30 protein-coding genes are annotated in these 25,716 nt (G+C 57.4%); 8 read left to right on the top strand and 22 right to left on the bottom strand.

Features of this window, described 5'->3' with window-relative positions; all coding sequences use genetic code 11:
• Together BLS55_RS10790 and BLS55_RS10785 are read left to right on the top strand one after the other, a co-directional pair.
• Nucleotides 1-306 (top strand): integrase core domain-containing protein (locus BLS55_RS10790; protein WP_143339555.1); only part of this gene is annotated, 306 nt, incomplete at its 5' end.
• A gap of 93 nt (nt 307-399) precedes the next feature.
• Nucleotides 400-714, top strand: coding sequence for an antirestriction protein (locus BLS55_RS10785; RefSeq protein ID WP_092155086.1), 315 nt, complete (start codon nt 400-402; stop codon nt 712-714).
• Nucleotides 715-759: 45 nt separating this feature from the next.
• On the opposite strand, the gene BLS55_RS10780 is transcribed toward BLS55_RS10785, so the two are convergent.
• The 22 genes from BLS55_RS10780 to BLS55_RS11950 all read right to left on the bottom strand — a co-directional run bounded on the left by BLS55_RS10780 (nt 760) and on the right by BLS55_RS11950 (nt 20,063).
• On the bottom strand, nt 760-1,002 hold the full coding sequence (locus BLS55_RS10780; protein ID WP_092155084.1) for a hypothetical protein: 243 nt from the start codon (nt 1,000-1,002) through the stop codon (nt 760-762).
• A 116-nt stretch (nt 1,003-1,118) separates the two neighbouring features.
• Nucleotides 1,119-2,396 (bottom strand): type IA DNA topoisomerase, encoded by a 1,278-nt coding sequence (locus tag BLS55_RS10775; RefSeq protein WP_257243227.1) that lies wholly within the window; start codon nt 2,394-2,396, stop codon nt 1,119-1,121.
• Nucleotides 2,300-3,079 carry a toprim domain-containing protein gene (locus BLS55_RS12345; RefSeq protein ID WP_257243226.1) on the bottom strand — a complete coding sequence of 260 codons (780 nt, stop codon included), beginning with the start codon at nt 3,077-3,079 and terminating at the stop codon, nt 2,300-2,302. The genes BLS55_RS10775 and BLS55_RS12345 overlap by 97 nt, the downstream gene beginning before the upstream one ends.
• Nucleotides 3,054-3,569 carry a DNA N-6-adenine-methyltransferase gene (locus BLS55_RS10770; protein ID WP_092155082.1) on the bottom strand — a complete coding sequence of 172 codons (516 nt, stop codon included), beginning with the start codon at nt 3,567-3,569 and terminating at the stop codon, nt 3,054-3,056. Before BLS55_RS10770 ends, BLS55_RS12345 begins: the two co-directional genes overlap by 26 nt.
• Nucleotides 3,566-5,965, bottom strand: coding sequence for a zincin-like metallopeptidase domain-containing protein (locus BLS55_RS10765; protein WP_092155080.1), 2,400 nt, complete (start codon nt 5,963-5,965; stop codon nt 3,566-3,568). The genes BLS55_RS10770 and BLS55_RS10765 overlap by 4 nt, the downstream gene beginning before the upstream one ends.
• Complete coding sequence (locus BLS55_RS10760; protein ID WP_092155078.1) at nt 5,955-6,167, bottom strand: hypothetical protein; 213 nt, start codon at nt 6,165-6,167, stop codon at nt 5,955-5,957. Before BLS55_RS10760 ends, BLS55_RS10765 begins: the two co-directional genes overlap by 11 nt.
• Nucleotides 6,160-6,732 carry a conjugative transfer signal peptidase TraF gene (gene traF / locus BLS55_RS10755; RefSeq protein ID WP_092155076.1) on the bottom strand — a complete coding sequence of 191 codons (573 nt, stop codon included), beginning with the start codon at nt 6,730-6,732 and terminating at the stop codon, nt 6,160-6,162. The genes BLS55_RS10760 and traF overlap by 8 nt, the downstream gene beginning before the upstream one ends.
• Complete coding sequence (locus tag BLS55_RS10750) at nt 6,707-8,818, bottom strand: type IV secretory system conjugative DNA transfer family protein (protein WP_092155074.1); 2,112 nt, start codon at nt 8,816-8,818, stop codon at nt 6,707-6,709. The genes traF and BLS55_RS10750 overlap by 26 nt, the downstream gene beginning before the upstream one ends.
• Before the next feature lie 72 nt (nt 8,819-8,890).
• Nucleotides 8,891-10,105 (bottom strand): TrbI/VirB10 family protein, encoded by a 1,215-nt coding sequence (locus BLS55_RS10745; protein ID WP_227327200.1) that lies wholly within the window; start codon nt 10,103-10,105, stop codon nt 8,891-8,893.
• Between the two features lie 9 nt (nt 10,106-10,114).
• Nucleotides 10,115-10,612, bottom strand: a complete 498-nt coding sequence (locus tag BLS55_RS10740) for a hypothetical protein (protein WP_092155072.1) — start codon at nt 10,610-10,612, stop codon at nt 10,115-10,117.
• Nucleotides 10,609-11,535: a P-type conjugative transfer protein TrbG gene (gene trbG / locus BLS55_RS10735; protein ID WP_092155070.1), complete on the bottom strand. Its 927-nt coding sequence runs from the start codon at nt 11,533-11,535 to the stop codon at nt 10,609-10,611. Before trbG ends, BLS55_RS10740 begins: the two co-directional genes overlap by 4 nt.
• A gap of 10 nt (nt 11,536-11,545) precedes the next feature.
• Entirely contained in the window at nt 11,546-12,298 is a 753-nt protein-coding gene (locus BLS55_RS10730) for a VirB8 family type IV secretion system protein (RefSeq protein ID WP_092155068.1), read from the bottom strand.
• A gap of 8 nt (nt 12,299-12,306) precedes the next feature.
• A complete protein-coding gene (gene trbL / locus BLS55_RS10725) occupies nt 12,307-13,449 on the bottom strand; it encodes a P-type conjugative transfer protein TrbL (RefSeq protein WP_092155066.1) in 1,143 nt (380 codons plus the stop codon).
• Between the two features lie 8 nt (nt 13,450-13,457).
• Complete coding sequence (gene trbJ / locus BLS55_RS10720) at nt 13,458-14,258, bottom strand: P-type conjugative transfer protein TrbJ (RefSeq protein ID WP_092155064.1); 801 nt, start codon at nt 14,256-14,258, stop codon at nt 13,458-13,460.
• Nucleotides 14,259-14,269: 11 nt separating this feature from the next.
• Entirely contained in the window at nt 14,270-16,678 is a 2,409-nt protein-coding gene (locus BLS55_RS10715) for a VirB4 family type IV secretion/conjugal transfer ATPase (protein WP_092155062.1), read from the bottom strand.
• On the bottom strand, nt 16,672-16,962 hold the full coding sequence (trbD, locus tag BLS55_RS10710; RefSeq protein ID WP_180365458.1) for a conjugal transfer protein TrbD: 291 nt from the start codon (nt 16,960-16,962) through the stop codon (nt 16,672-16,674). Before trbD ends, BLS55_RS10715 begins: the two co-directional genes overlap by 7 nt.
• Nucleotides 16,962-17,309 (bottom strand): TrbC/VirB2 family type IV secretion system protein, encoded by a 348-nt coding sequence (locus BLS55_RS10705; RefSeq protein WP_092155058.1) that lies wholly within the window; start codon nt 17,307-17,309, stop codon nt 16,962-16,964. The genes trbD and BLS55_RS10705 overlap by 1 nt, the downstream gene beginning before the upstream one ends.
• Nucleotides 17,272-17,487 (bottom strand): Com family DNA-binding transcriptional regulator, encoded by a 216-nt coding sequence (locus BLS55_RS12410; RefSeq protein WP_180365457.1) that lies wholly within the window; start codon nt 17,485-17,487, stop codon nt 17,272-17,274. Before BLS55_RS12410 ends, BLS55_RS10705 begins: the two co-directional genes overlap by 38 nt.
• Nucleotides 17,488-17,494: 7 nt before the next feature.
• Nucleotides 17,495-18,463: a P-type conjugative transfer ATPase TrbB gene (trbB, locus tag BLS55_RS10695; RefSeq protein ID WP_092155056.1), complete on the bottom strand. Its 969-nt coding sequence runs from the start codon at nt 18,461-18,463 to the stop codon at nt 17,495-17,497.
• Nucleotides 18,463-18,906 carry a hypothetical protein gene (locus BLS55_RS10690; protein ID WP_143339554.1) on the bottom strand — a complete coding sequence of 148 codons (444 nt, stop codon included), beginning with the start codon at nt 18,904-18,906 and terminating at the stop codon, nt 18,463-18,465. The genes trbB and BLS55_RS10690 overlap by 1 nt, the downstream gene beginning before the upstream one ends.
• A gap of 8 nt (nt 18,907-18,914) precedes the next feature.
• Nucleotides 18,915-19,640 (bottom strand): nucleotide-binding protein, encoded by a 726-nt coding sequence (locus BLS55_RS10685; RefSeq protein ID WP_092155052.1) that lies wholly within the window; start codon nt 19,638-19,640, stop codon nt 18,915-18,917.
• A 15-nt stretch (nt 19,641-19,655) separates the two neighbouring features.
• Entirely contained in the window at nt 19,656-20,063 is a 408-nt protein-coding gene (locus BLS55_RS11950) for a TraK family protein (protein ID WP_180365456.1), read from the bottom strand.
• Between the two features lie 308 nt (nt 20,064-20,371).
• Here BLS55_RS11950 and BLS55_RS10680 point away from each other — a divergent pair, with 308 nt between their 5' ends.
• From BLS55_RS10680 to BLS55_RS10655, 6 genes are all read left to right on the top strand, one after another.
• Nucleotides 20,372-20,710: a helix-turn-helix domain-containing protein gene (locus BLS55_RS10680; protein WP_092155050.1), complete on the top strand. Its 339-nt coding sequence runs from the start codon at nt 20,372-20,374 to the stop codon at nt 20,708-20,710.
• Nucleotides 20,711-20,721: 11 nt separating this feature from the next.
• Nucleotides 20,722-22,005 carry a type II toxin-antitoxin system HipA family toxin gene (locus BLS55_RS10675; protein ID WP_092155048.1) on the top strand — a complete coding sequence of 428 codons (1,284 nt, stop codon included), beginning with the start codon at nt 20,722-20,724 and terminating at the stop codon, nt 22,003-22,005.
• Between the two features lie 602 nt (nt 22,006-22,607).
• The gene (locus BLS55_RS10670) at nt 22,608-23,552 is read left to right on the top strand and encodes a symporter (protein ID WP_092155046.1); all 945 of its coding nucleotides are present in this window, start codon (nt 22,608-22,610) and stop codon (nt 23,550-23,552) included.
• A gap of 166 nt (nt 23,553-23,718) precedes the next feature.
• The gene (locus BLS55_RS10665) at nt 23,719-24,906 is read left to right on the top strand and encodes an MFS transporter (RefSeq protein ID WP_092155044.1); all 1,188 of its coding nucleotides are present in this window, start codon (nt 23,719-23,721) and stop codon (nt 24,904-24,906) included.
• Nucleotides 24,907-24,929: 23 nt separating this feature from the next.
• Entirely contained in the window at nt 24,930-25,319 is a 390-nt protein-coding gene (gene crcB / locus BLS55_RS10660; RefSeq protein WP_092155043.1) for a fluoride efflux transporter CrcB, read from the top strand.
• A gap of 58 nt (nt 25,320-25,377) precedes the next feature.
• A complete protein-coding gene (locus tag BLS55_RS10655) occupies nt 25,378-25,716 on the top strand; it encodes a DUF190 domain-containing protein (RefSeq protein ID WP_092155041.1) in 339 nt (112 codons plus the stop codon).

Raw genomic sequence — 25,716 nt, 5'->3', positions numbered from 1 at the left:
CGTGGCTGCCCCAAAGAGATCCGTTGTGACAATGGCCCGGAATATGTCAGCGCCAAGCTGCAAACCTGGGCCGGGCAGAGAGGAATCCGCCTGCGGTATATCCAGCCGGGGAATCCGCAACAAAATGGGTATGTCGAGCGGTATAACCGAACAGTGCGTTATGACTGGCTCAACCACTATCTCTTTGAAAGTCTTGAAGAAATACAGGATTTTGCCACCAAATGGCTCTGGAGTTATAATAACGAGCGCCCCAACATGGGCATTGGCGGCATAACTCCCGCCATGAAGCTCGCACAGGTGTCTTAGGCTCTACTTGTAATCGCTCCTAAAAATGGGAAGATTACCACCGAAGAAGACCGCGTAGATTTTTTCCCCAAGCATTGCGCCCGAGCGTTTCTGATGTTTGAATCTCATGTGTATAACTGGATGCGGCGGCTTTGCCCGAATTATGACGGCGTATTCTGGCAGTTTTACGAACTCAGCAACGGCGGTTTTTATATGGCCCCGGAAACGGCTACGCCGGTTCGCATAGTCTGCGAGGGCAACTATTTTAATGAGGAAATGTCCGCCGACGCGGCGGGAATCGTCGTGACGCTGTTCACTTTGTCCCATATGGCGGAACGTGTGCCGAGTCTGGCGGATCGGTATTATGATTTGATGGAGTATATTGATTGCCACCCCGAAGCCGGGAAGATTTACGCCGCCATTGATTGACGGAAAGGCCCGCGTTCCGTTAGGGAGCGCGGGCCTTTCTGACGGTCAGCGATTTTTATTCGATTGAGAAAGGACTGACCCTGCTAAGGATTGCGTGGTGTCGGCATACTTGTCACTTTGAAGCACCCTAGAGGCCAATGCTTCCATATCTGCGCCTGTTTCTTTTCCACTTGCAGCTTGTGACAGAACAGAACCGGCGAGAGTTTTCTGAACTTTGGACGCTCCTTTGTCTCGCAAAACTTCCGATGCTAAACTGGCCATTTCTTCACTAGAGACTTTCTTGTTCATAGATACCTCCAAATATAGATATTTTTATAGAATAATTTCTAAAGATTGGAGGTCAAGAATAGGAAATCAATTTTTGGTGATATTCCCCAAAAAAATTCTGGAACCACAATTAGGTATTATACAGGTTTGCTGTCTTTCACCTCATACTTGGCTTTACATTTCGGGAAGCCGGAGCAGCCGAAGAAATCATACGGCTTGCCATTTTGGGTCGTCCCCATGCGACGGATCAGAGGCTTGCCGCATTCCCCGCATTTGTATTCCGACAGTTCCGGCTTTTTCCGATCCTGTTTCGGGCCAGGCTTGCCGTCCACATTCGGAAACGTGGCTTCACAGTCGGGACAGGCGAAGAAGTCATAGCCGCGCACATTTTTTGTGTCCTCTTTGACTATATGCCGCAGTTTGGGGCTTTGGCACTCTGGGCAGAGCACGGCATGTGCTGAGTCAAAGCGCGTCACCTCATCCATCAGCCGATTGAAAGCCGTAGCGACAACTTGCTGATATTTCGTCTTGCCGCTGGCAATATCATCAAGCGCCTGTTCCATTTCTTTGGTGAACGCATAATCAACGAAGGAAAACGCATTCACCAGGGCATCCACCACCTGTACCCCCAAGGGAGTAGGCACCAGATAGCGTTTTTCTTCTTTGATGTATTCACGGGTTTGGATAGTGTCCAAAATGGCCGCGAACGTAGACGGACGGCCTATTCCTCTATTTTCCAATTCCCGCACCAGACTCGCCAGCGTGTAGCGCGTGGGCGGCTTTGTCTTTTTCGTCAGGACACGGCCGGAAAGCGCCGTGACCTGTGCGCCGGATTGCAGCGCCGGGACGGGATTGTCCGGCTCGTCTTCCGCGTCGTCTTTGGTGGCCTCATCCGCAGCCAGAAGCACTTTCCACCCTTGTTCCTGTAGGGTCCGGCCTTTGGCCTCAAACGTGGCTTGTTTGCCGTCCACATCCGCAGATAGCCGGAGCAGGCGCACGGCGTAGACGGAATCCGCCAACTGTGATGCCAGGGCGCGAACGCGGATCAGCCGGTATAGGGCTTTTTCATCGGCCGTTTCCCCGGCGTCTTCCTCTTCTATATGAGTAGGCCGGATCGCCTCATGCGCCTCTTGTGCCCCGTCTTTGGCCTTCCAGGTACGCGGCTTGTCCGGCAGCGGCCAGCCTTGCCCATCGGCATAGGCGCGGATCACCGCTACGGCCTCTTGCGAGAGATTAGGAGAATCCGTCCGCATATAGGTAATGTGGCCTTGCTCATAGAGGGCTTGCGCCAGAGACATAGTTTGTTTCGGTTTGAATTTTAGGGCATTGCTGGCGGCCTGTTGCAGGCTGGACGTTGTGAACGGAGTCGGAGGCGCGACGCGGGCTTCCGATTCTTCACAGTCCAGGATTTCCAAGGAGCGCAGGCCCGCCATTTTTTCTGCCAGGGCTTGATCCTGAAATATTCTTGTCCCGGCTCAATCCACGACTTGACCACCCAGGCCGCTTTCCAGCCCTCAAAGCTCAGTTCCGCCCCGTAATGCGTGACACTCACAAAGGAAGTGATTGCCCGTTCCCGTTCGACCACCAACCGTAAGGCCGGACTCTGGACGCGCCCGGCAGAAAGGCGCGTACCCACGGCGCGGGAGAGCGGGCCGGACACCAGATACCCGCAAAAGCGATCCAGAACGCGCCGCCCCTCTTGCGCGGCCACCAAAGCCATATCAATGGCGCGGGGACTCTGGACAGCGGCCTTGACCGCGCTTTCCGTGATTTCTCCATAGGTGACGCGCTTTGCGTCCTTCAGTTTCAGGGCATCGGCCACATGCCACGCGATAGCTTCCCCTTCTCTATCCGGGTCCGTGGCCAGATAAACAACATCGGCCTGTTTTGCCAGCGCCCCTAGCCGTTTCAACACATCCGCCCCGCGCTCCGTGGGCTGATAGTGCGGCTTGAAATCCGGTGCGGCCACGCCCATTTCCTTGACCGGCAGATCGCGGACATGCCCGACAGAAGCAACCACTTTCCAATCCGGGCCAAGGAACGACTGTACTTTTTTCACCTTGCCGGGAGACTCAAGAATCAACAATTTCGCGCACATGACTTTTCCTTAAAAGGCCGTCAGGCGGCGCGAGGTTGGGGCGCGTGTCCCGCAGAAATTGTAGGCTTGGGTTATTAAAGACGACAATAGCACTGGGAAACGGTGCGGGATGTGCCGCGCCCTCGAAGCGTATCCGTCCCCGCAGAAACCGCACAGCGCCATGCGGAATAACAAAGGTATGCCACCATGCGGTATCTGTCCGCGCGGGGAGAAGACAAACAACACGCCTGACCCCGGCTGTGTTCACCTCCACAACCGCTTTGGCGATCCAGTGCGAAATAGCACGTCCATATGGCGGGTTCATCCAGCAAACACCGCTCCAATTTTGAGAGAGTCCGTCGTCTTTCGGGGAAAAGAAATGCCCACATTTGGCATTTTCGGCTGTGGCACACACGTCCAGCGTGAATGGGCCTTGCAGTGTGTCCCATTGCCGGAAAAGCGTCCAAGGTGTTGCCCAATCGGTTTTACGGCTGGAAAAATGCACGTTCATAAAGACAGTTCCCGTGTCTTTCCCTGATCATGGAGAAGGGATAGGCCGACTTGTTTTTGTACTTCCTTAATCCCCCGCGACTTGTGCAGATCGTTGAAATCCGTCAAGCCTTTTGCCTTTTCCTCCTCATTGAACACCGGAGCCGCCACTTTGCCGCCCACGGCTAGGGCGGCGGCTTTGGCTTTTTCCATACCCACGTTGTAAGGTTTGCCGTTCCGTTTGAGCGCGTGATCGTTATCCGCGCAAATGGTGATTTGCGCTTGCGGGAATTTTTCCCGCAGGGCTTTGGCCACGGGTTCCAGGTTGCCGGAATCCAACGCCACGGCCACCGGTTTTTCCGTGGCCATGTGCAAACTTGCACCCGTGGCGTAGCCTTCGCAGATCAGGATTTCCCCTTGCGAGAAGTCTTTGCCTTCCGCCGCTATGGTATGAAAATTTCCCTTTTTTTCCATGCCGACTTTGAAACGCTTTTCCCCTTCCGGCGAAATAGATTGAAAGCCGCGCAGCTCATCCGCAGTATTCCGCAGAGGGACCGCCAGAAAACCATTTTGATCTTGTCGCAGGCCAAAGGACGGCACTCCCTTTTCCTTGAGATAGTGAGCATCCGGCGAAGCCGATTCCAGTTTGTCCCACAAGTCCCGGCATTCTTTCGCTACCGCGTTTCGAGACTCCCGCATACTCTGTTCCCGCTCTTCCCGCTGCTGCTCCATTGCCGCCCGCCGTTCCGCCGATTCTTCCGGCGTCATGACATGGCCTGTTGCTGACCAGTGCAACACTTCCCCGGTAATATGGTTTTGTGCCCATCCGGCCGGGAGATGATCCAGATAGCCGCAATAGGCACCGTCAGCCCGTCCGGGGTTGGCCAGTTTGCCGAGCAGCGGGACGCGGTGAATTTTTCCATCCATGACGGGTTCCCGTCCCTGCATATCAAAGCCCGCCTCGTCCAGCATCCGGGCAAATTCGGCTTCTGGCGACAACCCCGGCACACGCACGGGACTCTTACCCGGTTCCGGCAGCCAACGAGAAAGCGCCCCCTGGTCCGCGCCTTCCGGGGCGAACCAACATTTTTCCGACCGGTCCCACTTTGCGCCCAGACGTTTGGCCTGTTCCTTTTCCCGAAACGGCACAACCAACCAAACTTTTTCCGCAGCCGTTTTCCGCGCCGGTTCCGGTACGCCCATTGCCGCCACGGGTTCCGGGGAAGCAGGTTCCGGCGCTTTACCCCGCGCATGTTCCGGCAGCCATGCGGCCAGTTTGGCTAAATCCGCCCCTTTTGGCGCATACCAACTTTTTTCCGTGGTATCCCATTTCGCGCCCAGGCTTTTGGCCTGTTCCTTTTCGCGGTATGGCACAGACAACCAAGTTTTTTCCGGGGCTGGACGTGACGGCGCGGATTGTTCCTGCGCCCCATCCGGCGTTCCCATAGCCGCTATGGGTTCCGGCGTATCGGGCCGCTCGACTTCCGGCGTTTTGACGCGCTCGTCTCCAAGTTCCTTGTCCCGTTCCAGTCCCAGGACGTATTCCTTGATTTGTTCGGCATCCCGGCAAGCCCGCATGATTTCAGAAGGGTCTTCCTCAAGGGCTTTGATCCAGGAGGCGACATAGGCCACATGCTGATCAGGATCGTGGCGGACGCCTATGTCTTGTCCGAGCATCCATGAAGCGATTTCCGCCCGCAACTCTTCCTTGGCGTAAGGTTCTGAGCCGAACGGTCCACCTTCCCGATTCAGGCGGGATTCATGGCCTGTCCAGTGACCAAGCTCATGTAGCGCTGTGGCGTAATACTTGCCCGGTTCGTCAAAATTCACTTTGGGCGGGAGGTGGATTTCATCCATCAAAGGCCGGTAAAAGGCACGATTGCTTTGATCGTGTTTGATGGTCGAGCCGGAGGCAGCCAGGATGCTTTCCGCCTTTTCCAGCGGTTCCCATTTATGGGGATTTTTCGTCAACGAGAGCGGCGGCAAGTCCCCGTCTATCTGTTCCGCATTGAAAACATGGGCGAAACGCACAATAGGCCGATCCAGATAGACATGGACCTTTTCCGGCTTGCCGTCTTCCCCCAGGACCGGATTGCCGTTCTCATCCATTTTATCTTTTTCCCGCGTCCACTGATAAAACACCACGGGCGTGGATTTACTCCCGGCCTGGACCTGATACCCCGCCTCTTGTGCCTGTTTATATGTCATCCACCGGGGATCGTCATAGCCGGACAAAGCCAACCCAACCCGGTTCACCCCCCTGTAAACCGTGCCGGAAACGGGATTATGCGGCGCAACGATTTGCCCGCCGTCTTCCCAAGGTTTTTGCCAAGGCGCGGTCCCTTCTTTCAGGCGTTCTATGATTTTTTCCGCAAACTCTACATGGAACGGGGGACGTTTGGGCTTGTCATCCTTCATAGACTACATCCCCCTGAGCGTTGACGCTCAAAAGAACATCGTCCGCAAGATCGGCCAGCGTCACGGCGGATTCCGTGAACGCGCCCATCCAGTCGGCCACGTCAGGATCGACGGCCACGCCACCCCAAAGCGGATTGTCCGTCACCTGTTGCGCCACCACATTGACGGCGGCTTTCAAGTAGTCTTTTTCCTTGTCAGTCATGATTCTTCTCCTTTGGAGTCCAGACAAAAACCGGCACCGTGCGCCGGAGCGAGTCCAGCGGCACAAGGCCGAAATAACGGCTATCGAAACTGCCGGGATGTTCGCCCAGGACCAGGGCAGACCCCGCCGGAATGACGCCGGAGGTCAGCGCGGAAACCACCGGCCGCCCGTGCCGGTCCACAGTCTTGATCCGGCTTTCCAGCCACAGGCAGGCCACGGGAGAACCGGCAGGCGTAACGCGGATTCCGTCCCGGTCCACCTGGATCAGATCACCGGGCAGCCCGGCCAAGCGTTTGAGCAAAGGCCGCAGCCCGGAAGGACAGGAACCAGGTTTGAGGTAGCCACGTTCCGCCGCCAGATCGGCAAACGGCCCGGACAGACAGATCGCCACAGGCTCGCCGCGTTGCGGAGTGCCGGCCGCAAGCCGGTACAAGCCCACCGGGAGGGACGGCGTGGGATTGCAACGGTAGCCCGCACCCCAGGCCCACAAACACAGCAGGATCAGCGCCGCCCCGGACAGCGCCAGCGTGGCCAGCCGGTTAGGACGCATCGAGATAACGGGCATAATCAGCCTCTACTTGTTCGGAAGTGTGGGCCGACGCGGGCGAAGCAGCGGCCGCGGACGTGACCGCATACCAGGAGGCCGGACGCGGGAAATACAGGGAATCACTAATGCCGGATGGATAGGCCGCAGTCGTGCCGGGCGCGGGAATTTTGGCGCGGGTTGAAAAGGTGGGATCGAGGAAATAGAGGATTTGCCGCCCGTAAATAGCGGAATAGCCCGCCGTGAAAATGAGCATATCCCCCGGCGTGGCGTGGCCCTGTTCGTCTTTGGACAGTCCCGGCAAGCGCATACATTCATCCGGCGTCAGGAGATTACGGGCCGTTTCCGTGACGTTGACCGAGGCATTTTTTAGGTGGCCGGTTCGAGAGCCGGACAACGACACCTTTTCTTCGACAACGGTAGTTTTTCCCGTCATTTTTGACAGGATTTCCGCCGTTTCTACCGTGTTCGGGGCGTAAGCGATCCGTACATGGCAATTGGCCATTAAAGCGTTTTCTTTGCCATAGACCGCATTCAATTGGGTAATATCCTGAACAATGAGATAGACCTTGCCGCCATAGCCCGCGATGTAGGCCAAGGCTTTTTCCATAATCGGCAGCTTGCCCAGGGACGTGAACTCGTCCAGCATGAGCAAAAGCCGGTGTTTGTACCCGGCTTTGCTGGAACCATCCGCAAACTCCATTTTCGCGCAGACGCGGCGGATAATCATATCCACCATGAGCCGGATTAACGGTTTCATCCGATCTATGTCAGCCGGGGAAATGACAAGATACAAATTCACCGGATTTTCCGCGTTCATGAGGTCATGAATGCGAAAATCACAGCGAGACGTGTTCAGCGCCACCACCGGATCGCGGTACAGGGCAAGATTTGTCAGGGCCGTGGACACGACGCCGGAGGCTTCATTTTCCGCCTTATTGAGCATTTCCCGCGCACTGGACGCGATGAAGACATGGGCTTTCTGGGCATAGTCCCCGGCATCCCCATCGGGCGCGGTGTCAGGAAAGATTTTATGCAGCATGGCCGCATGGTCGGTTTTGACCATTTCATCAAAAAGTTGCTGAATGGTGCGGGATTCATCGGCCAACATGCAGCCCAGATCGTAGAGCGTGGCGCAACGGTCTTGCTCATGCCGGACCATGATGCAGCAATGGAGCAGCGCCCCGGCCAGCATAGCGAACGCCGCTTTGCTCCAATGGTCTTCAAGACCTTTGCCCGCAGGATCGACCAGCATAGCCGCCATATTCTGAGCGTCGGGAATAGCCAGCATGGAATCAAGACGGATTTCCTCCATAGGATTGAAGAAGGCGGACGCGCCGGACATATCCGAAGGGTCGAACCGGAGCGCCGTTTGCCCTTGCGAACGGCGGAAACCAGACGTAAGCGCCCAGTTTTCGCCCTTTATGTCTAAAACCAATGTGGAACCTTCCCAGGCCAACAGCGTGGGCAGAATGAGGCCCACGCCTTTACCGGAACGGGTAGGCGCGAAGCACAAGACGTGTTCCGGGCCGTTGTGCCGGAGGTACATTTGCCGTTCCCGACGCACGGGCGGACGATATGAGCGCAGGAACCAGACCAGCACGGCCCGACGCGCCACGGCGGACCAGTAGGCAAAGCCCGTAATGTGCTTGACCCATCCGCCGACATACACGCCCTTTCCGTCCATATAGCCCATGCGGCGGATCTCTTTTTCATTCGCCCATCGGGCCGAGCCGTGTAGCCGGGCGTCACCTTTCAACTTCTTCATAAAGGTGAACCACACGGCGAGGAGTAGGAATTGCGGGCAGAGGAACAGGGCTTGGCTTTGGGTTATGGCCTGTTCCATGAAGCCCGGATCATTGGCCCCGAATGCCTCTTGCCAGTGGAAAATCGCCCACGGCGCATACCAGCGGACGCCGAAGGCCGATCCCCAGGACGCGCCCAAGGCCGGATCGTACCCGTAGAACGCCGCTACCCGTTGCGTGGTCAGAATCAGGCAGGCAAGGCCGAGCAGCAGCACGAAAGGCAGATACAGCAAGCGCCAATTGCGGGAGCGTTCCGGGGAACCAAGGCCGAAGGAATTGTGTTGCGTGGAAGACGCACACATAACGACACTCCATAAAAGAGGCCGTCATGCGGCGCTGAGTTGGGACGCGAGGCCCGCAGCGGATAAGGCGAATTACTTTAGATTATAAGGATGCTGAAAAACGAGGTCTTTTGTCACGACGAGATTGAACTGATAGCCCGGCCGTATTTCCAGCGTAGGCGTGATATTCAAATTTTTCTGCAACAATTGGAGCGAGGCTTGCCCCATTTGCGCGGCCAGGGCGGACCCCATTTCATCCTGTAGCGTCGGATTGTTATTGTTCCCGCCATTATCGCCGCCCATTGAATCCATCGTGTAGGCCATGCCGCCCGTGACCAGGGACATAATCGCAGCGGAACCAAAAATACGAAGATAATGATTGTTGATTCCGTCCGTATACCCCGCATAACCGGACATATCCGCGCCGGGCATGGCCCCCAGGGTGACGGCGGACCCGTCAGGAAAGATCAACCGATTCCAGGCCACAAGTACGCGCTCTTGCCCGTAAACGACGCGGGAATCATAGACGCCGTAGAGCTTTGCGCCGCGAGGAATCAACAATTGTTGCCCCGTGCCTGTGTCGAACACATTTTGACTGACTTGCGCGATAATGGTTCCCGGCAGATCGGAATTGATCCCCGTGAGCATGACGCCGGGGATCACCGCCCCGGTTTTGATTTCAAGAGGTTGCCCCGGCGTCCGAGAGTGCGGCAGAATCCAAGCCGAATCCCGCGCCGAAGAGCGATCAAAAAAAGCCTCCTTGTCTTTGTTGGCGGCGGGATCGTAGCCGTTATCCCGCAGCGCCGAGGCGTCAATGCCGTTACCCTGTTCCCGGCCTACGGGTTCCGGGCTGGACGATTGCGCCGGAGCGCCGCCCGCCGTCACACTCGCTTTTTTGACGGCCAGAGGCGAGGACAGCGCCGAAAGGTAGGCTTGCGACCGCATCCGGCGTATGTTGTCTCTTTCCTGCTGATCGGCGGGTTTCTGGCCGTCATCCCGGACCACTATCAACGGTTCCGGCTTGCCTGAAACGACCGCTTGAGGAGTGGCAAGCCCCTGAGAACCGGCAGGAGGCAACGCCAGCCCGTTGCCTTCTCCCGCAATCAACGGGTTTTCCTGTTCCTTAATATCTACTTTTTGGGTTTGCGCGGCCTCCTCTTCCGGGTTATGCGCGAAATTCACACTGTAGACGAGCACACCAACCAGCAGCAACCCGGCGCAGATAACGGCATACAGAGGCCAGCGCCGCATTTTGACCACACCATCGGGCGGCAACGGTTCAAAACTGTTCGGAGAATCGGTGGACATACGGCCCCCTTAGTCGTTCAAGGCGTGGGCGGCTTTGTCATACGCGGCCCCGGCCTTGTTCGCGGCTTTTTCCAGTAAAGGACGAGGCGCCACGGCTTCCGTTTGGGAGCGTCCGGCTTCAGGCAGGCCCGCCGCGTCGTAGACTCTGGCCAGCGCCTTGCCGTCTGAAAGTCTCAGTTGCAGATACCACGCGGCATCGTCCCGCAGCTCGTCCAGCGTGTAGGCCACGGCCAGGGCGTCTTTTCGGTCTTCCATTAAAAGTGTGAACCCCCGTGACCGCAAGCCGTTTTCCAGAGCATGAGCAAAGGCGTTTTCCGCCTTGGCGGGCATAAGGAAAAGCGCGGTATGGCCGGGCGGATACGACGAAGCCAGGAAAGACACGGCATCTTGCGCCACCTGGACCACGGCGGTATCCGAAGGCAAAGGACCGCAGAAGGAGCCGGACAGGCCGCGCCCCGCGCAGCCGGAGAGCAGCAGAGCCAACAAGAGAAAAACAGCGCGTTTCATTTCCGGCCCCCTTCTCTGACGATTTCGATTTTTTGTTGATCGCCCCCCACGCCGACGATCAGCGCCAGCTTGTCAAAAATGCCGTCAACGACAATGGCCGAGTCTTTGACCCGGTAATTGACCAGTACATCTTTATTGCCTTTACGGACCAGGAGCACGGGCATTTCCCCGGACGCGGCGGATTTCGGCAGACGGATGAACATTTGCCGCCCATCGTCATAGACCCGTTCCGGCGTCCAAGGCGCTTTCCCTTTGACTCCATAGGCAAAATTCAAATCGGACAAATCCCGGCGTTCCCCGTCTACCGTTGTACTTTCCCAGGTTGCCCGCCTTGTTTCGGCGGCTTTGCGGGCGGCAGCCGTGCGCCGCAGATCATCCGAGTACACAAAACCGACATAGGGTGTATGGCCGGAGCGTTGAGAAACAAGCCGCAGGTGATAGACCCGGCGATCCGTGGTAACTACGGCTGAACTTTCAAGCCCGGCGTCCACCGGCTTGATGAACAGATGCACGGTAGCGGCGGGACCGGAACCCGCCGTGCCGGAATCCACCATCCACCGGGCCGAATCCCCTACTACAATTTCATTGACCGTTTCGCCTGATTCAAGTTCAACGTCGCAAACTTGCATTGGTACGGCCAAGATCGTGGGAAGACTGGCCCCATGCACAAAAACCACCTTGCCGCCGCTTCCCAGGACCGGCGCGACGTTACGCCGGGACCAGTCCGCCGAGAGATGCAAAGCGTGTTTTTCCTTATCCGTGAGCGGCACGGTGGACGGGCTGATATAGTCTACTTCCGAGACTACCGGCGAACCGGATTCCAGAGCCGGAGGATAGCCAGCCGGAACCACTGAGGGAGGAGACGCCGCCCAGACCGGGCAAGCGTAAAAACACGCGAACAACAAGAGCATTATTTTTTTCATGGTGTTTCCCTTATTCGGTTTGAGCCGGAGCGCCGGAAACGGCACCAGAAGAGGAACGCGACGGAGCGCCCACAACCTTACCCGCCGACAAAGCCGTGATGTAAATCCCGCCCGGATTACGCAGTAAGACCGCATCCGTTTGGGGTGGGTTGATCTGGATCGTGGCCGTGGCTTCATAGGTGTGCTGTTCCAACAGCGCCCCCGCATGACTGCGGACGGTTTCCGTCCATTCGACCCGGTAGGAATCGGCACTGACCGGCAGGGGTAAGCTTTTGATCTCCACATGGACCAGTTTACCCGACTTGGCGATTTCATAGGGGTTATTCGTTTCGTACCATTCCTTCAAAACGCCCTTTGCCGAACCGGCCATGAAGTAGGACAAGCGGGAAATCATCTTTTTCTGTAGTTCCACATCCGCCGTCACCGTGCGCCAATCGGCAACACAAGCCGCGATTTCCGACTGAATAAGCCGTTGCGGCGTGACGCTGGCCACATCGGCGCGGGCGACCACGGCAGACTTGCCGAGCTTGTCCACTTCGATGATGTAGGGGATCGTTTTGACTTGGTTTGCCTGAATCACGTTGCCAGTGATGGAAATTCCCGTGATGATCAGACAGAAAAAAGCCACTGTGCGCCATTGTGCGGCCCGGCTGATATAGCCGCCGTATCGTTCAAGCCATTCCTGCCGGGCGTTCAGATAGGGATTGTGCCCCTTGCCCGCCGTTTCTATGCTTGGGGCTTTCTTTTTGGAGAAAAAAGGCATGTTGCCTCCTATGAATTGTCGCTTTCTGTTGCCATCCGCGCCCGCTCAAGACGTTCTTTCATTTCCGAGCGGGAACGAGTGGCCAGGGCTTTTTCCCCGGCCGTTTTGGCATCCTGCCGAGCGCCCCACATGGAGCGGGCCACGGAAACGCCTTTGCCCATGCCGGACTTGCCTTCCATCCCTGCTATATTCGAGGCGTCTTTGACATTCTGCGTCGTGACAGCGGCGGAACGTCCCGCCGCGATGGAGCCGCCCACAGCCCCGGCCACAGCCCCGCCCACGGCGGCGGTGGCGGCGGTTATGGCCGCGCCCCCGGACACATGGGAGCCGTTGATAATTCCCGCGCAGGTGTCAGGGATGGATTTGACCAGAGCCAGGAGCACAATAGACGCGCCGATCACAATGAAAATATCTTGCAGTTCCGCCGTGGACGTGTCGAAGTCCTGTATAAAAGCAAGACCCACCCCTAACACCAGTTGCATAACGAACAGCTTGAAGGCCACCGCCAGCACATAGCGCAAGGCGTTGACGGCGTAATCCTTCAGAAAGGACGAGCCGCCAAAGCTCACCAGAATCAACGCCGCCATCATGGCGATCATGGCTTCGCATTTAATGAACACTACTTGCGCCGAAATCAGGGCGAAACAGACCATGACCACCAGGGCGGCAAGCAAGAGGGCCACGGAGTTGCCCGGCGACCATGCCGAGAGCTTGGAGAGAATGAGGTTGACGATCTTCATTCCCGCGATAAAGGGCGAATCGGAAGAGTATTGCGGGGAACTCAGTTCAAAGCCTATCTGTTTCAGACCGTCTATCAGATTCCACGACCATTCCTTATAATTGTTGATTACGGCCAGAAAAAAGCCCGCCATGAGCAGAAGCATAACGAAATGCTTGAATATATCCCCCACTTGTTCCCGATTCAGCGCCGCTTTGATTCCCAGGAAGCATACCTCAAGAATCAGCAGCCAACGGAACACAAGCAGAGCGTATTTTTTCAGAATCGGTTCCCAAGCCGAAGTTTTGTCATAAAAGGACGACACCAACTTTGACACAAAATCCGTATCCGCAGCGGCCAGAGCGCCGCCCGGCAGACACAGGACGGCCAGCAGGCAGACCAGGGCGAAGAGAGCGAAACGCGGCTTGTTCATAGCCGCCCCTAAAACGGGTCCGGCTTGGAAGTCAGGCCACCCAACTTGTCCGTTTTGGTCATATCCCGCCACAATTCTTGTTCCATTTGGCCTTCTTTTTCGGCTTTCATTTGCGCGGCAAGGGAAGATTGCGCCGTAGTGGCCATGAGTTCCCGAAGCTGGCGGGCTTCCTGAATTTGGATTGAGGCCAGTTGATTGCCCGCCTGAATCGCCCGCATTTGCCCGTCAGGCGTGGCTAGCAGTTGATCAAGGTACGCCTGCATATCCGAGGCGTTTCCTTGCAAGTCCTCAAGCTGTTTGCCCGAAAGCTGGAATGTGGCCTGTGACGCCTGATCAACGGATTCAGACCATGAATCCCATTTTTCCCGGTAACGGGCATTCGCCGCGTTCACCCCTTGCGGCCCGGTCCCGGCCAAGTCCGCAAACTCGCTCTGATCGGGAAACAGATTCATAAAGACTTGCCCCAGGCCCACCACGTCCCCGCGTTGCGTTTTGAGTTCGCGGGTAAGACTGGCCAGCCGTAAAAGTGAGCCATTCAGTTGATTGACGAGATGCGCGGGCAGTTGCGCCGTGTTTTGCAGCATGTTTTGATACTGCTCAATATTTTGCTGTACCATGCGGATTTGTTGTTGCGTTTGCTGAGCGGCTTCCGCGTATTGATCAATAAGCTTATTGAGTTGTGAAACATTGGTGACGCGCTCCAATGCTTGCGTCATTTGGTTACTGCAATTTGTGCAATATACCGTCATGCCAAATGCCGGAGCACTGAAAAGGCAAAATCCCACAAGAAGAATACAGCATACTTTCATTGTCTTTTTCCTTATGCGGCGTGGCGTTCCGCCAGCCAGTAAGACGGCCATTCCGGGCCGTGCTCGCCGGAGAGTTGCCGAATGCGGGCAAGGCTTTCCTTGTCCGAGGCTCCAACAAAGGCCAACGCTTTGCGGCCGAGCGCCAATTGCACCAGCCGCCGCCCGTGCGGCGTAATCACGTAGTAATCGCGTTTCGGCGTGGCCGAGGCGATAATGTCAATCTGGCGGGCATTGAGGCCCATATCCGTATACAAATCCCGTTGCCCTTCCTGTCGTGCTGAAAGGTTCGCAAGCAAGATTTGCGTCGGGCAGGACTCCACAAGCACGTCAAAAATGCCGGAGCGTTTGGCGTCGGAAAGGGATTGCGTGGCCAGGAGTACGGCGCAATTCGCTTTGCGGAGCACTTTCAGCCACTCTCGTATTTTGGCGCGGAAAACCGGATGCCCAAGCATGATCCAAGCCTCATCAAGTATCAGGAGCGAAGGTTGCCCATTGAGCGCGTTTTCAATCCGATGAAAGAGGTAGAGCAAGACGGGGATCAGGTTTTTGTCCCCCAGGTTCATGAGGTCTTCCAGTTCAAAAACCATGAACGGCGACATGCCCAAGGTGTCCGGCTTGGCGTCCAGAAGACGCCCCATAGCCCCTTCCCGTGTGTAGTGGCGGAGGGCTTGCTTTATGTCTTCTCCCTGCACGAAACTGTAAAAACTGGACAGGGACCGCAGATGTTCCGGGTTCGAGCGGACCAGGGACATGGCTTCATGAATGGCGTTTTTATGGAGCGGTAAGACGTTCAAGCCTTGCAACTCCAACAAAGAGGCCACCCACTCTTCCGCCCAGGACTGTTCAGAATCGGAATCAACATATTGCAACGGCGCGAACGACAGGCCGCCCGCGCCCACGTCATAATGAGCGCCGCCCGCCGCGAGGCACAGCGGAAGCAGGCTTCGCCCCTTGTCAAAGGCGAAAATCTGAGCGCCAGCGTAGCGCCGGAATTGCGCCGCGATCAGCCCCAGGAGCGTGGACTTGCCGGAGCCGGTAGGCCCAAATACAAGTGTATGGCCAAGATCGCCGGAATGGAGGTTGAAAAAAAACGGCGTGGCCCCGTCCGTGGTCAACACGGCCAGAGGCGGCGAGTCGGGCGGATAGAACGGACAAGGGCAATGCGCGGCCCCTTCCCATACTGAGGACAGCGGCAGCAAGTCCGCAAGGTTCAACGTGGACAGGAGAGGCCGCCGCAGATTTGAAAAACTGTTGCCCGGAATACTGCCCAACCAGGTTTCCAGGGCATTGATCGTTTCAATCCGGCAGCCGAAACCGAGCGTTTGTACCGTGCGCCGCAGTTCCCGCGCCCAATCCTGCAACGTCTCCCGGTTTTCGTGCATGAGCACGACGCAGGACGTAAGATAGCCCGCGCCCACATACCCCCCCTGTACTTCCGTCATGGCCTGTTCCGCATCTTCGGCCATAAGCAGAGCGTCCCGGTTCGCCCGCGCGTTCGGGTTATTCAGGAATTGATCGAGAAACCTGTAAACCTGTTGCCGCCATCCCTTCCGGTACGAATTGATTTCCGCCACAGCATCAAATTGATCCAGACAAATAAAACGACTGGACCAGCGATACGAGAGCGGGAGGCCATCCAGTGCCGCCAGCATGGCGGGCCATGATTCTTGCGGCAAACCGTCTATGGACAACATGGCCAAATGCCGGGAACCCAAGCGCGGCACAATTCCGCCCACAAGTTCTTCACTGGCAAGTATGGCGTCCAAGTACATGGGCGTATCCGGCACTCGGACAGGATGCAGATCGCCCGTCAAACAATGTTGCAGATGAGAAAGCACGTCTGATTGCCGGTAGGCGTTTCCGTCTGGATCAAAGGCGTCATACTCGCCCAGGCGTTCCAGATGGAGCACGGCGGACAGGGCATCTTCCAATTCTTCCAGGATATTTTCAAAGTGGGCAAGCCCCTTGTCCAACACTCCGGCAGAGGCCGCGCCGGATTGCGTTCCGCCAGCCAACCGCGTGGCGTTGAAATCCGGCTTGTACGTTACGGAAAGGATCGTGTTTGTGCTATAGCAGGTGCCCCGACCGAAAAACTCCCGGCGCTCATCATCGATCAGTTGCGTGACAGGATCGGGAAAACGGCTTGCCTCACGGGGCGGATAAGCCGCGTGTGGACTGCGGATCGCGTCCATATGCAGCATCCACCCCGTCCCCAGAAGTTTGATCGCGTTATTGAATTGCGCGGACTGATAGGCCAACTCGTCCGGTGTGGCGCTGGCCGTATCCTGTCCTCGAACTTCCCAAGCCCCCAAAAAGGAACCGTCTTTATTCAGGACCACACCCGGCGCGACTAGCGCGGCATAGGGAAGGAGGTCCGGCAGCCCCTTGGCTTTTGTGCGGAAGTCGGCAAGTTTCAGCATGTGAAACCCCCTTCCCGCCAGCGCCCGGACTTGGCCCTGTAAAAATCCTGTTGTTTGATATGCCGCAGCCAGACCCGCGACATGATCGGATCAGCCTTTGCCATGCGCCGCAGCGCGAACACGACCACCATCCAAAAGACCACGGCAGACACGCCGGAAAGGACCGTCAGGCCCCCCACGCCGACCAGCAGTGCCACCAGCCCGGCCGTCATGACCAGTTCCCGTTCCGCGCCGAGTACGTGCGCGTGTCTATGCAACGATTGATGTATGGGCAGCGTCCGCATCACAGCACCGCCCCGGAAAAGGAAAACACCGAATTGACGATGGACGACGCGAAAGCGATAAAGGAAATTCCGAAAACGACGCCGAGCAGCAGCTTGAAGCCCCCGGAAATGTCGTCTTTGTTCATGATGAATATGATCCCGCAGATCGCCATAGCGGTGATCGAAATCCACTTGCCAGCCGGGCCGGTGATGGTGTTCACCACACGTTCCAAGGGGCTGGAAAATTCCGTAATGCCCCCGGAGGCGGCGGCGATTTCAGGGAAGAGACAAAGGCACAAGGCCGGAAGGCAAAAAAGGAGCCAACGGCCTTTAGTGCTGTTCGAGGAGGGCTTCAGATGTACGCGCATGACGATCTCCGTAGAGGCCGTCTTGCGGCGCGAGGTTGGGGCGCGAGGCCCGCAGGATCAGGCGGGTTTTGCAACGAGGGCAAACAAGCTCTATAACTCCGGCTTGCACATCCCCCCGTGCCAGCAACCTATGACAGTTGCCGCAACGTATATCCGTGTTGCTTTTGGTGGTATCCATAGCCCTCTCATGCGGCGGAAACAGTATAGACGTTGCTCGTTTCGTACTGTTCCGTTTTAGGATTGAATCCATGCACTTTGATGATCTGGGAAAGACGGCGGCGATTATCCGGCGTTTTTTCCATAAAGACGATCACGTCAACACCTCTTCCAATAAGTTTTTGCTTGGAACCTAAGCCAGCCTCCTCCACAAGCTCTTCCAAGCGAGGCAGCGCCTCTTCCGCGCTGTCCGCGTGAAACGTGCCCACGCCGCCAGGGTGTCCGGTATTCCACAGTTTGAGCAGTTCCAGGGCGGCAGAGTCGCGCACCTCACCGATAAGAATACGCCGGGGAGCATAACGCATGGCAACCTTGGCCAGAGTCCGCATATCCACCCCGGCCAGTGGCGAGGTACGAAAAAAAACCGTGTTCGGGCTTTGGGATTGCAGTTCCGCCGTGTCTTCCAGAATAAGCAGCCGATGCGAGGGACAGAGCAGGGCTATTCTCTGGATGATTGCGTTGACAAAGGTTGTTTTGCCGCTGGACGTGCCGCCTACGACCATGATGTTTTTGCGAGTCACTACAGCGTGTTCAAGGAACGGCACCACGGCGGGCGTGATAACGCCATCCGCCACGTAGTCTTCAACGCTCATCACCTTGCTGGCCTTTTTGCGGAGAGAAAAAGACGGAGCGCTTACAATGGGCGGAAAGGTCGCCTCGAACCTGGACCCGTCCAACGGAAATTCCCCTTCGATGATCGGGGAGTGATCGTTGACCGTCAGATCCAGAGCACTGGCCACCAGGGAGAGCACGGCCCGACTCCGTACCGGCTCCATTGTGCCGATAGGCTCCTGATCCTGTCCGTACCGCTCGATCCACAGCATCCCGTCAGGGTTCAACATAATTTCAATCACTTCAGGATTTTTCAGGGCATCCATGAACAGCGGGCCGCAGTTGTAGGCCAGCGTTTCCCGAAATCCTGCATCCGTGGCCATCATCACCGCACCCCCCGCAGTACGAACACCGCTACATTGACCAGGGCCGAAACTGCCACAATGGCCGCAGCATACCACATGCCGCTTTTGAGGCTTTGCAGTTGGCCCGCGTGTTCGGCAAACACTTTGCGGATGCCCTCAACCGAGGACGCGGAAAGTTGCGCGGCCAAGGCATCCGTGGCCCCCTGAACTCCTTTGACATAGGCGTCCGTTTTGCCCGCCATGAGCGCCGCCAGAGCCTTGCCATGCCGGGCATGGAGCTTGTCCACTTCGCCCAAGTAGGCATTGAGCAGCGTTACGATCATGAGCATGGGATCGTCTTTCGGTACGATGGTTTCATGCTCTTTGGCCAACAGTGCCCGCACATCGTCAAGAGTCAGGCCGATCCCGTCCGGCAATGCCGGGGAAACGGCACCCGCATTTTGTGTTTCTTCTTGTTCAGACATGTCCCCCCCTACGCAATTCCGGCTTGTTCGACCACGGCGATAAGGCTTTGCCAGTACCGATTCAGACGGGACCGCACCGCAATGGATGAACTGGAATCAATCCCGGCCTTAAAGCTCATCCGTTTAGCAAAAAGCTCCTCCAAATCTTTGCCGATTGTGGCCTTGTTGCCTTGTGGAAGCGTGATGATCGCTTGAAATTGACTGAAAAAATCCTGATAAATCTGGAATTGCTCAAAACCTTTGCCGTCTCTCTGTATCTCTCCAAAGTACGGATTTAACCACACCACAATGGGAGTATCCGGGAAGCCTTCCGCCAGTACCTTCAAACCGGAAAGCGTATCGCCAAGAGCCTGTCCGCCAGTGATCACCGTATGAAAAAAGACTTGGTGCCCTTGTTCCCGGAGAAGGGAGAGCAAGGCGTTTTCTTTGATATAGGCTCCAAGGGCGACAAATGAGGACGCGCCATTGTCCACAATGGCGTGCATCTGTTCCGGCAGATAAAATAGCTCGTCAAGAAGCTGATCGAAGGCTCTAGCGTCTATGTTGTCATTTTTCAGAATATCGAGGCTGGTGACGCCGAACTCTGCATAGCTGGACAGCGTGGCGTTAACCGGATCAGTGTCAAATGCCGCGACATCTTTGCCGAGTGCGGTCAGGGTTTGATACAGGATCACGGCGACGACAGACTTTCCAACGCCGCCTTTACCCTGTTGGATAAAATGGATTGTGCCCATAAGATTTACTCCTTCTTAAAAAACAGAGTTGAGATCAACGGACTTTGGGTCCTTAAATGTCTCTCCGTCCACCTTGGCGACTTTTGGAACGTTTGACCGGGAAAGGCCAGACTGAGGCGTGCTCAAATTGCCGGGCCTAGTGAGCGCTTGCGAGGAAGCCGGATACAGACTGGCTACATGCAGGGCATTACTGGCGGATTTGGCGATCAGCTTGCAGAACGTCACATAGGCCATAGAAATGCGTCCCTCTTCCACAAGTCGCGCATGGACCATTTTTTTGTCGAAACCTTGAGCAAGAAAGCGCTCGATTTCATCCATGCAGGCAATGAACTCAACCCGCGCAGCGTTGCGTCGAAGTCGATCCGTTTCAGTGCTCAGGTAATCCTCCCAAAAAGAAGTAGCGTTTATGGGTAGAATTCCCAAAACTGAACCGACAGACCGTGAAGTCCATCTGTTTTGACCAGTCCACTGCGTATACAATCCCTACGATGGCGACGTGCAGGCAAGCCCTGCGCAGGCAAAAACAGTTCAGCGGCTCTTCTTCGACGCGCGACAATATTTTCACTATGGCAGCGTTTGCTCCAGCATGTCATTCTAAGTAAATTGCCATGTTGCGAGCAGCTATTTGTTCTTTCTGACCCATCACACAATTTGGGGGAGGTAAAAAGTTTCCCCTTGACCAGCGCTGAATTAGCTATATATTGATAAAAAATGTCAAAAAAGTATTATTTATGACTAAAAAATCATCATCTATCACGGCCTTACCCCCGACGGCTCAAACGAAACTTGAGGAGCTTGGCCGCAGAATCAAGCTGGCGCGAAAGCGTCGGGGTCTGACCCTGCATGCCATGGCCAAGCTCATGATGGTGTCAGTGGGCTCACTGCAGCGGCTTGAACGCGGGACACCAGGTACAAGCATGGGAACGCTCATCACGGCCCTGCTCACACTTGGACTTGAAAACGACATCAATACGGTGGCGGCCATGGAAACGGACATGATCGGACTTGCGCATGAGCGCAGACGTCTGGAGGGCAAGAAAGCCCCAGAAAAGATTTCATACGATTTTTGAGGAGCCTGGCAATGATCGCGCGCGAGGCATATGTGCATATGCACATGGATGGGCAGTTTGTTGTAGCTGGCCGCATCCGGTACTATCAGGACGGCCGTTTCAGTCAATGCTTGTTTGAGTATTCCAACCGCTATCTGGAGCGGGCTGACGCCGTGGCCGTTGATCCCATATCCTTGCCGCTTCAGCGTGAGCACACTTACGAAGGCCCGCTTGGCGGGGCTCTTTTTAACGGTATCCTTGATGCCTGCCCTGACGACTGGGGGCGTCACCTGCTTGATATCGCTGCAGAGGGTTCAGGAGCCAGACTCTCAGATTTCGATTACATGCTCTACGCTGGGCCAGACAGGATCGGGGCCCTGGGTTTCAGCAGCGCCCCCAAGGTGCCCCCATTCACAGATACCCCCCCATGGGCCATGAACCTCCCGGGAGCCGACCTGAATCTTCAAGGCATGCTCATGGCGACCGACGATGTTGAGCAGGCAGACCAGCTTGAGCCGCAATACAGGCGCTTCTTCGTCAGAGGCTCTTCAATCGGCGGGGCAAGGCCGAAGGCGTCATTTGAATCTGAGGGAAAATTCTGGATTGCCAAATTCAGCAAGGAGCGCGAGGCCTGGCCAACATGCCGTATTGAGCATGCAACCATGGCTCTGGCAACGCTGTGCGGCATAACCGTGGCCGCAACAAAAAGGATTACGGTCCTGGGGAACCGGGATATTCTGCTGGTTGAACGCTTTGACAGAAAACGCCTCGCGGACACGGTCCATCGCATCCCCTTTGTCTCGGCAATGACGCTGATTGGCGCAGCAAAGCCAGACTCTCCGGCAACCTATGCGGATATAGCCACCAGCATGCGGCGTGATTTTTATTCAGCGCCTGCAACCCACCATGACATGCGGGAACTTTATCGACGCATGGCATTCAATGCACTGTGCAATAACTCTGACGACCATTTGCGCAACCATGGCTTTCTGCTTCAACCTGCCTCCAATGGCCGCTCCGGCTGGGCGCTCTCTCCGGCCTATGACGTGGTGCCACAGCCGGTCATGGACGACAGCCCCCGATCCTTGCATCTCGGCATCGGACCGGAAGGACGAAAAGCCACATTAAGCAATCTGCTGGCTGCCGGCAGACACTTTGGCATACAATCCGCTGAGGCCCAGGCTATTATTGACGAACTCAAAGGCACGATCACGCAGCACTGGGAAGATATATTCCTTGACGCTGGCGTGCCCCAGAGCAACCTTCCGGATCTGCGTAATTGTTTCGCCTTGGCCCTGCGGCCGGATGAATCTTGATGCCTGCCTGCGGAAAATTCGGTCCGGAGATATCCGCATTGATTGCCCCAGGAGGCTCAAATGGCGCCTGAGGATCGAGACTTCGCCATTTTTTTGAAAAAAACGTGCGGGCATTGTCTGGTCAGGCGCAGTCACAGGTAGCGACCAGAGTTTTTCGCACATTTCGTAGCGGCCCGCGTGGTCAGGCGCTGGCGCGGGCCTTGCGAGCGGCACATTCAAAAGATGCCGCGGCTGCAAGGGCGTGACAGCGCCGACGCTATTCTGCTTCCCCCCTGGACATGCCCAGATACCGCCAAGGCCCCTTCTGCAGAAATTTCCCGGCGCGATCCCGTTCAATTACAATCTGTTTATGCCCGCCTGCTCGCTGGCTGCGCCGTCTGGGCAAGACGCGCGGGTATGAATGTCCGCCTGTTTACCCGCAAAATTCGCAGACTGCCGTTTGTTGTGCGCCGCATAGAAAAGGTGTAGGTAGCTCACATAACTATGTGAATGCCGCTATACCACAGGGACAAAAAGCAACGTCCTCGCAAGCCGTTATTCCCCGCTTGCGATCCACGCCGCCCTCGGCCCCAAACCTGCGGCGGTCCCGCGTAAGGTTTTTTATGAATCCCCAGGACATCATCATGGTCACGGCCTCGCTGGCCTCCATGGCCGCAGGCGTGGCCCTGCCAGGTCTGGCCGAGCCCTTGGCCGCCATGCCGCGCACCACGCTTATCTTCATGCTGTACATGAGCTTTTTGGCCGTAGGGCTGGAAGATCTGCAGGCCCAGCTGCGCACCATGAAGGGGCCCCTCTGCCGCCTTACCGTCTATCGTCTTGTTTTGCTGGCGCTGGTCTGTTTTGCCGTGTTTCGGATCTGCATGCCGCAGTTCGCCCTGGGCGCGCTGCTGCTGGGGGCCGCGCCCGTGGGCGTTATGGCGGCGGTCTTTTCGCTCATGCTGGGCGGCAACACGGCGCTCATCCTGGTGGGCAACATTGCCACTTCTTTGCTCCTGCCTCTGACCTTGCCGCTGCTGTTGTCCGGCACGGACGCGGGCCTGCGTCTGCTGGGCCTCGCCCCCCTGGCCATGCCGGAGCACCTGCATCTGGGGAAGATGAGCTTTTCCCTGGCGCTGACCATCCTGCTGCCTTTTGCGGCTGCCCACCTGACCCGCGTGCACCTGCACCGGCTGCGCACCGCGCTTCTGAACGCGCAGTTCCCGCTGCTTACCGGGGCCGTGGTGGTTTCCAACTGCGCCATTTTCAGCGCCTACAGCGGATTGCTGCGCCAGTCCCCGGCCTTTATGCTCCGCGCCCTGCTGGCGGCCTGCCTGCTTTGCCTGCTCATGACCCTGGCCGCTCTGCCCCTCACCCGCGGCATGCCCCGGCAGCTTAAGCTGGCCTTCCTCATCTCCTGCGGGGTTATCAACAATGTGCTGCTGATGATTGTCTGCATGGAATTTTTCAGCGCCACAGAGGCCCTGATGGCCGCGGCCTACCTGGTGCCGCTCTATATTCTGCTTTTCTACTACCGCCTGTGCAGCCGTAAGCCCCCATTGGGCGCATAATAGCCACCTCTCCCCGCTTTACTTGCCCTTTCTAGGGGATTATTGTGCTTGCGCAACGGGGCAGATTAACGTTGAGAATGTGCATTCTCGAAGTTTGCGGAACGCTCGTTTCAGCGCTTAACAGCGTAACTAAGCCTTGTGTCGTCCGCCATTCTGGAGGTGCGCCGTGCTGCGAGCCTTGTTCAGCCTTCCGCGCAACGTCTGGCTGCTGGGCCTGATCAGCCTTGTCAACGACAGCGCCAGCGAAATGCTTTATCCGCTTATTCCCCTCTACCTTACGTCCATATTGGGCGCGGGGTCGCGCTCCCTTGGCCTTATTGAAGGCATAGCCGAGGCCACGGCAAGCCTGCTGAAACTTTTTTCCGGCCTGCTTGTCGATAAAACCGGCAGAACAAAGCCATGGATCGTGTTCGGCTATGGCGTAGCCGGATTCGGTCGCCCGCTCATTGCCCTTGCAACCAGCTGGTTCTGGGTGCTGGCGGTGCGGTTTGCCGACCGCGTGGGCAAAGGGCTGCGCACCTCGCCCAGGGACGCCTTGCTGGCCTCCTGCGTCGCAAGCGAGCGGCGGGGGCTGGCCTTTGGCCTGCACCGGGCCATGGACAATGCGGGGGCGGTTCTCGGCCCCTTGGCGGCCTGGGGCCTTCTGGCCTGGGGGCTTCCGTTGCGCGAGATCTTCTGCTGGGCCCTGGCCCCGGCGCTCCTTTGCTTCTGCCTCTCGCTGGGGCTGCACGAATCTTCGGGGCCGCGACAGGCCCTTGCGTCGGGATTTGACTGGAAACTGCGGGCGCTGCCCCCGGCGTTCAAAAAATACCTGCTGGCGGCCGCCCTCTTTACCTTGGGCAATTCTTCCAATATGTTCCTGCTGCTGCGCGCCGGCGAGCTTGGCGTGCAGGCGGTGTACATCCCCTTGCTCTGGGCTGCAGTCTCCGCCGTGGCCGCGGCGAGCTCCGTCCCCTTGTCCGCCCTTTCCGACAGGCTGGGCCGCACGACCGTTCTTGCCTGCGGCTACGCGGCCTACGGGGCCTTTTATGCGGGCATGAGCCTTGTGGGGGAGAGCCTCCCCGCCCTGTTTGTGCTGTTTGCTTTTTACGGTCTGTTCCTGGGCGCAACAGAAGGCGTGGAAAAGGCGCTGGTGGCGGATCTCGCGCCGCAGGGCAAACGTGGGGCCGCCTTCGGCTGGTTCAATCTGACGGTAGGGTTGCTGCTTTTGCCCGCGTCCGCGCTTTTCGGCGTCATTTACGCCGCGGCCGCTCCGGCCTGGGCGTTTCGGTTTTCCGCGGGCTGTTCGCTGGCGGCCGCGCTGCTGCTGGTCTGTCTGGTGCGGCCCGCGGCACGGGGCCATTCCGGCCTGTAACGATGTGAGACTGCGAGGCGCGCATGTTCGGCAATCTGTTGTGCATCAGCGTGGGGGCTTCGGTGGGGGCCATCCTGCGCTGGCTGTTGGGGCTGGGGCTCAACGCCGTTTTCCCGCCCATCCCCCTGGGCACCCTGGCGGCCAATTGCCTTGGCGGGTACCTTATCGGCCTGGCCACGGCCATTTTCAGCGCGCTGCCCGGCCTGGATCCCCACTGGCGGCTCCTTGCGGTCACGGGCTTTCTGGGCGGGCTGACGACCTTTTCCACCTTTACGGCGGAAGTGGGCCTGCTGCTGCAGGAACAACGTTTGCTTATGGCCGCCGGGGCCGCCCTGCTCCACCTGGGCGGGGCCTTGCTGTTGTTTTTTCTGGGATTGGGCACAGTGGGCCTGATCCGTTCCTTAGGACACTGAGGCCGCACGGCGGACCACATGCGCGCAGCCCCACTGACGGCAGCGCGGGGAGACAAAAATGCAGGGCTATCAGATCGTGTTCTTCACCCAGCAGGAGCGCAGCCACGGCGCACTGAGCGTTGCGGAATGGCTGCTGGCCACGGCCAGAGCGCTGGGCATCAAAGGGGCCACCGTAAGCGCCGCGCAAGGCGGCTACGGCAGAGACGGCGCGTACCGCACCACCCGCTTTTTTGAAACCGGCGAGCAACCCGTGGAAGTGACTATGGCCGTAAGCCCGGAGCACTGCCGCTTGTTGTTCGAGCGCATCCGGGCGGAAAAGATGCAGATCTTTTATGTGAAGATTCCTGCGGAATTCGGCCTGACCGGCGAAGCGGACGCAACGGACGGCGCGGAGTAG

Source organism: Desulfovibrio legallii, assembly GCF_900102485.1.
Lineage (GTDB): Bacteria > Desulfobacterota > Desulfovibrionia > Desulfovibrionales > Desulfovibrionaceae > Desulfovibrio > Desulfovibrio legallii_A.
This window is presented reverse-complemented; position numbering and strand designations above follow the sequence as displayed.

What these genes read in the sequence shown, in the direction of transcription:
- BLS55_RS10680 (WP_092155050.1), top strand. Translation starts at nt 20,372, where the DNA reads ATGACTAAAAAATCATCATCTATCACGGCCTTACCCCCGACGGCTCAA.
- BLS55_RS10740 (WP_092155072.1), bottom strand. Translation starts at nt 10,612, where the DNA reads ATGAAACGCGCTGTTTTTCTCTTGTTGGCTCTGCTGCTCTCCGGCTGC.
- BLS55_RS10745 (WP_227327200.1), bottom strand. Translation starts at nt 10,105, where the DNA reads ATGTCCACCGATTCTCCGAACAGTTTTGAACCGTTGCCGCCCGATGGT.
- BLS55_RS10730 (WP_092155068.1), bottom strand. Translation starts at nt 12,298, where the DNA reads ATGCCTTTTTTCTCCAAAAAGAAAGCCCCAAGCATAGAAACGGCGGGC.
- BLS55_RS10655 (WP_092155041.1), top strand. Translation starts at nt 25,378, where the DNA reads ATGCAGGGCTATCAGATCGTGTTCTTCACCCAGCAGGAGCGCAGCCAC.
- crcB (WP_092155043.1), top strand. Translation starts at nt 24,930, where the DNA reads ATGTTCGGCAATCTGTTGTGCATCAGCGTGGGGGCTTCGGTGGGGGCC.
- BLS55_RS10685 (WP_092155052.1), bottom strand. Translation starts at nt 19,640, where the DNA reads ATGGGCACAATCCATTTTATCCAACAGGGTAAAGGCGGCGTTGGAAAG.
- BLS55_RS12345 (WP_257243226.1), bottom strand. Translation starts at nt 3,079, where the DNA reads ATGTGCGCGAAATTGTTGATTCTTGAGTCTCCCGGCAAGGTGAAAAAA.
- BLS55_RS10715 (WP_092155062.1), bottom strand. Translation starts at nt 16,678, where the DNA reads ATGCTGAAACTTGCCGACTTCCGCACAAAAGCCAAGGGGCTGCCGGAC.
- BLS55_RS10690 (WP_143339554.1), bottom strand. Translation starts at nt 18,906, where the DNA reads ATGTCTGAACAAGAAGAAACACAAAATGCGGGTGCCGTTTCCCCGGCA.
- BLS55_RS10780 (WP_092155084.1), bottom strand. Translation starts at nt 1,002, where the DNA reads ATGAACAAGAAAGTCTCTAGTGAAGAAATGGCCAGTTTAGCATCGGAA.
- BLS55_RS10670 (WP_092155046.1), top strand. Translation starts at nt 22,608, where the DNA reads ATGAATCCCCAGGACATCATCATGGTCACGGCCTCGCTGGCCTCCATG.
- trbD (WP_180365458.1), bottom strand. Translation starts at nt 16,962, where the DNA reads ATGCGGACGCTGCCCATACATCAATCGTTGCATAGACACGCGCACGTA.
- BLS55_RS10765 (WP_092155080.1), bottom strand. Translation starts at nt 5,965, where the DNA reads ATGAAGGATGACAAGCCCAAACGTCCCCCGTTCCATGTAGAGTTTGCG.
- trbB (WP_092155056.1), bottom strand. Translation starts at nt 18,463, where the DNA reads ATGATGGCCACGGATGCAGGATTTCGGGAAACGCTGGCCTACAACTGC.
- BLS55_RS10750 (WP_092155074.1), bottom strand. Translation starts at nt 8,818, where the DNA reads ATGTGTGCGTCTTCCACGCAACACAATTCCTTCGGCCTTGGTTCCCCG.
- trbJ (WP_092155064.1), bottom strand. Translation starts at nt 14,258, where the DNA reads ATGAAAGTATGCTGTATTCTTCTTGTGGGATTTTGCCTTTTCAGTGCT.
- BLS55_RS10675 (WP_092155048.1), top strand. Translation starts at nt 20,722, where the DNA reads ATGATCGCGCGCGAGGCATATGTGCATATGCACATGGATGGGCAGTTT.
- trbL (WP_092155066.1), bottom strand. Translation starts at nt 13,449, where the DNA reads ATGAACAAGCCGCGTTTCGCTCTCTTCGCCCTGGTCTGCCTGCTGGCC.
- trbG (WP_092155070.1), bottom strand. Translation starts at nt 11,535, where the DNA reads ATGAAAAAAATAATGCTCTTGTTGTTCGCGTGTTTTTACGCTTGCCCG.
- BLS55_RS10770 (WP_092155082.1), bottom strand. Translation starts at nt 3,569, where the DNA reads ATGAACGTGCATTTTTCCAGCCGTAAAACCGATTGGGCAACACCTTGG.
- traF (WP_092155076.1), bottom strand. Translation starts at nt 6,732, where the DNA reads ATGCCCGTTATCTCGATGCGTCCTAACCGGCTGGCCACGCTGGCGCTG.
- BLS55_RS10760 (WP_092155078.1), bottom strand. Translation starts at nt 6,167, where the DNA reads ATGACTGACAAGGAAAAAGACTACTTGAAAGCCGCCGTCAATGTGGTG.
- BLS55_RS10705 (WP_092155058.1), bottom strand. Translation starts at nt 17,309, where the DNA reads ATGCGCGTACATCTGAAGCCCTCCTCGAACAGCACTAAAGGCCGTTGG.
- BLS55_RS12410 (WP_180365457.1), bottom strand. Translation starts at nt 17,487, where the DNA reads ATGGATACCACCAAAAGCAACACGGATATACGTTGCGGCAACTGTCAT.
- BLS55_RS10785 (WP_092155086.1), top strand. Translation starts at nt 400, where the DNA reads ATGTTTGAATCTCATGTGTATAACTGGATGCGGCGGCTTTGCCCGAAT.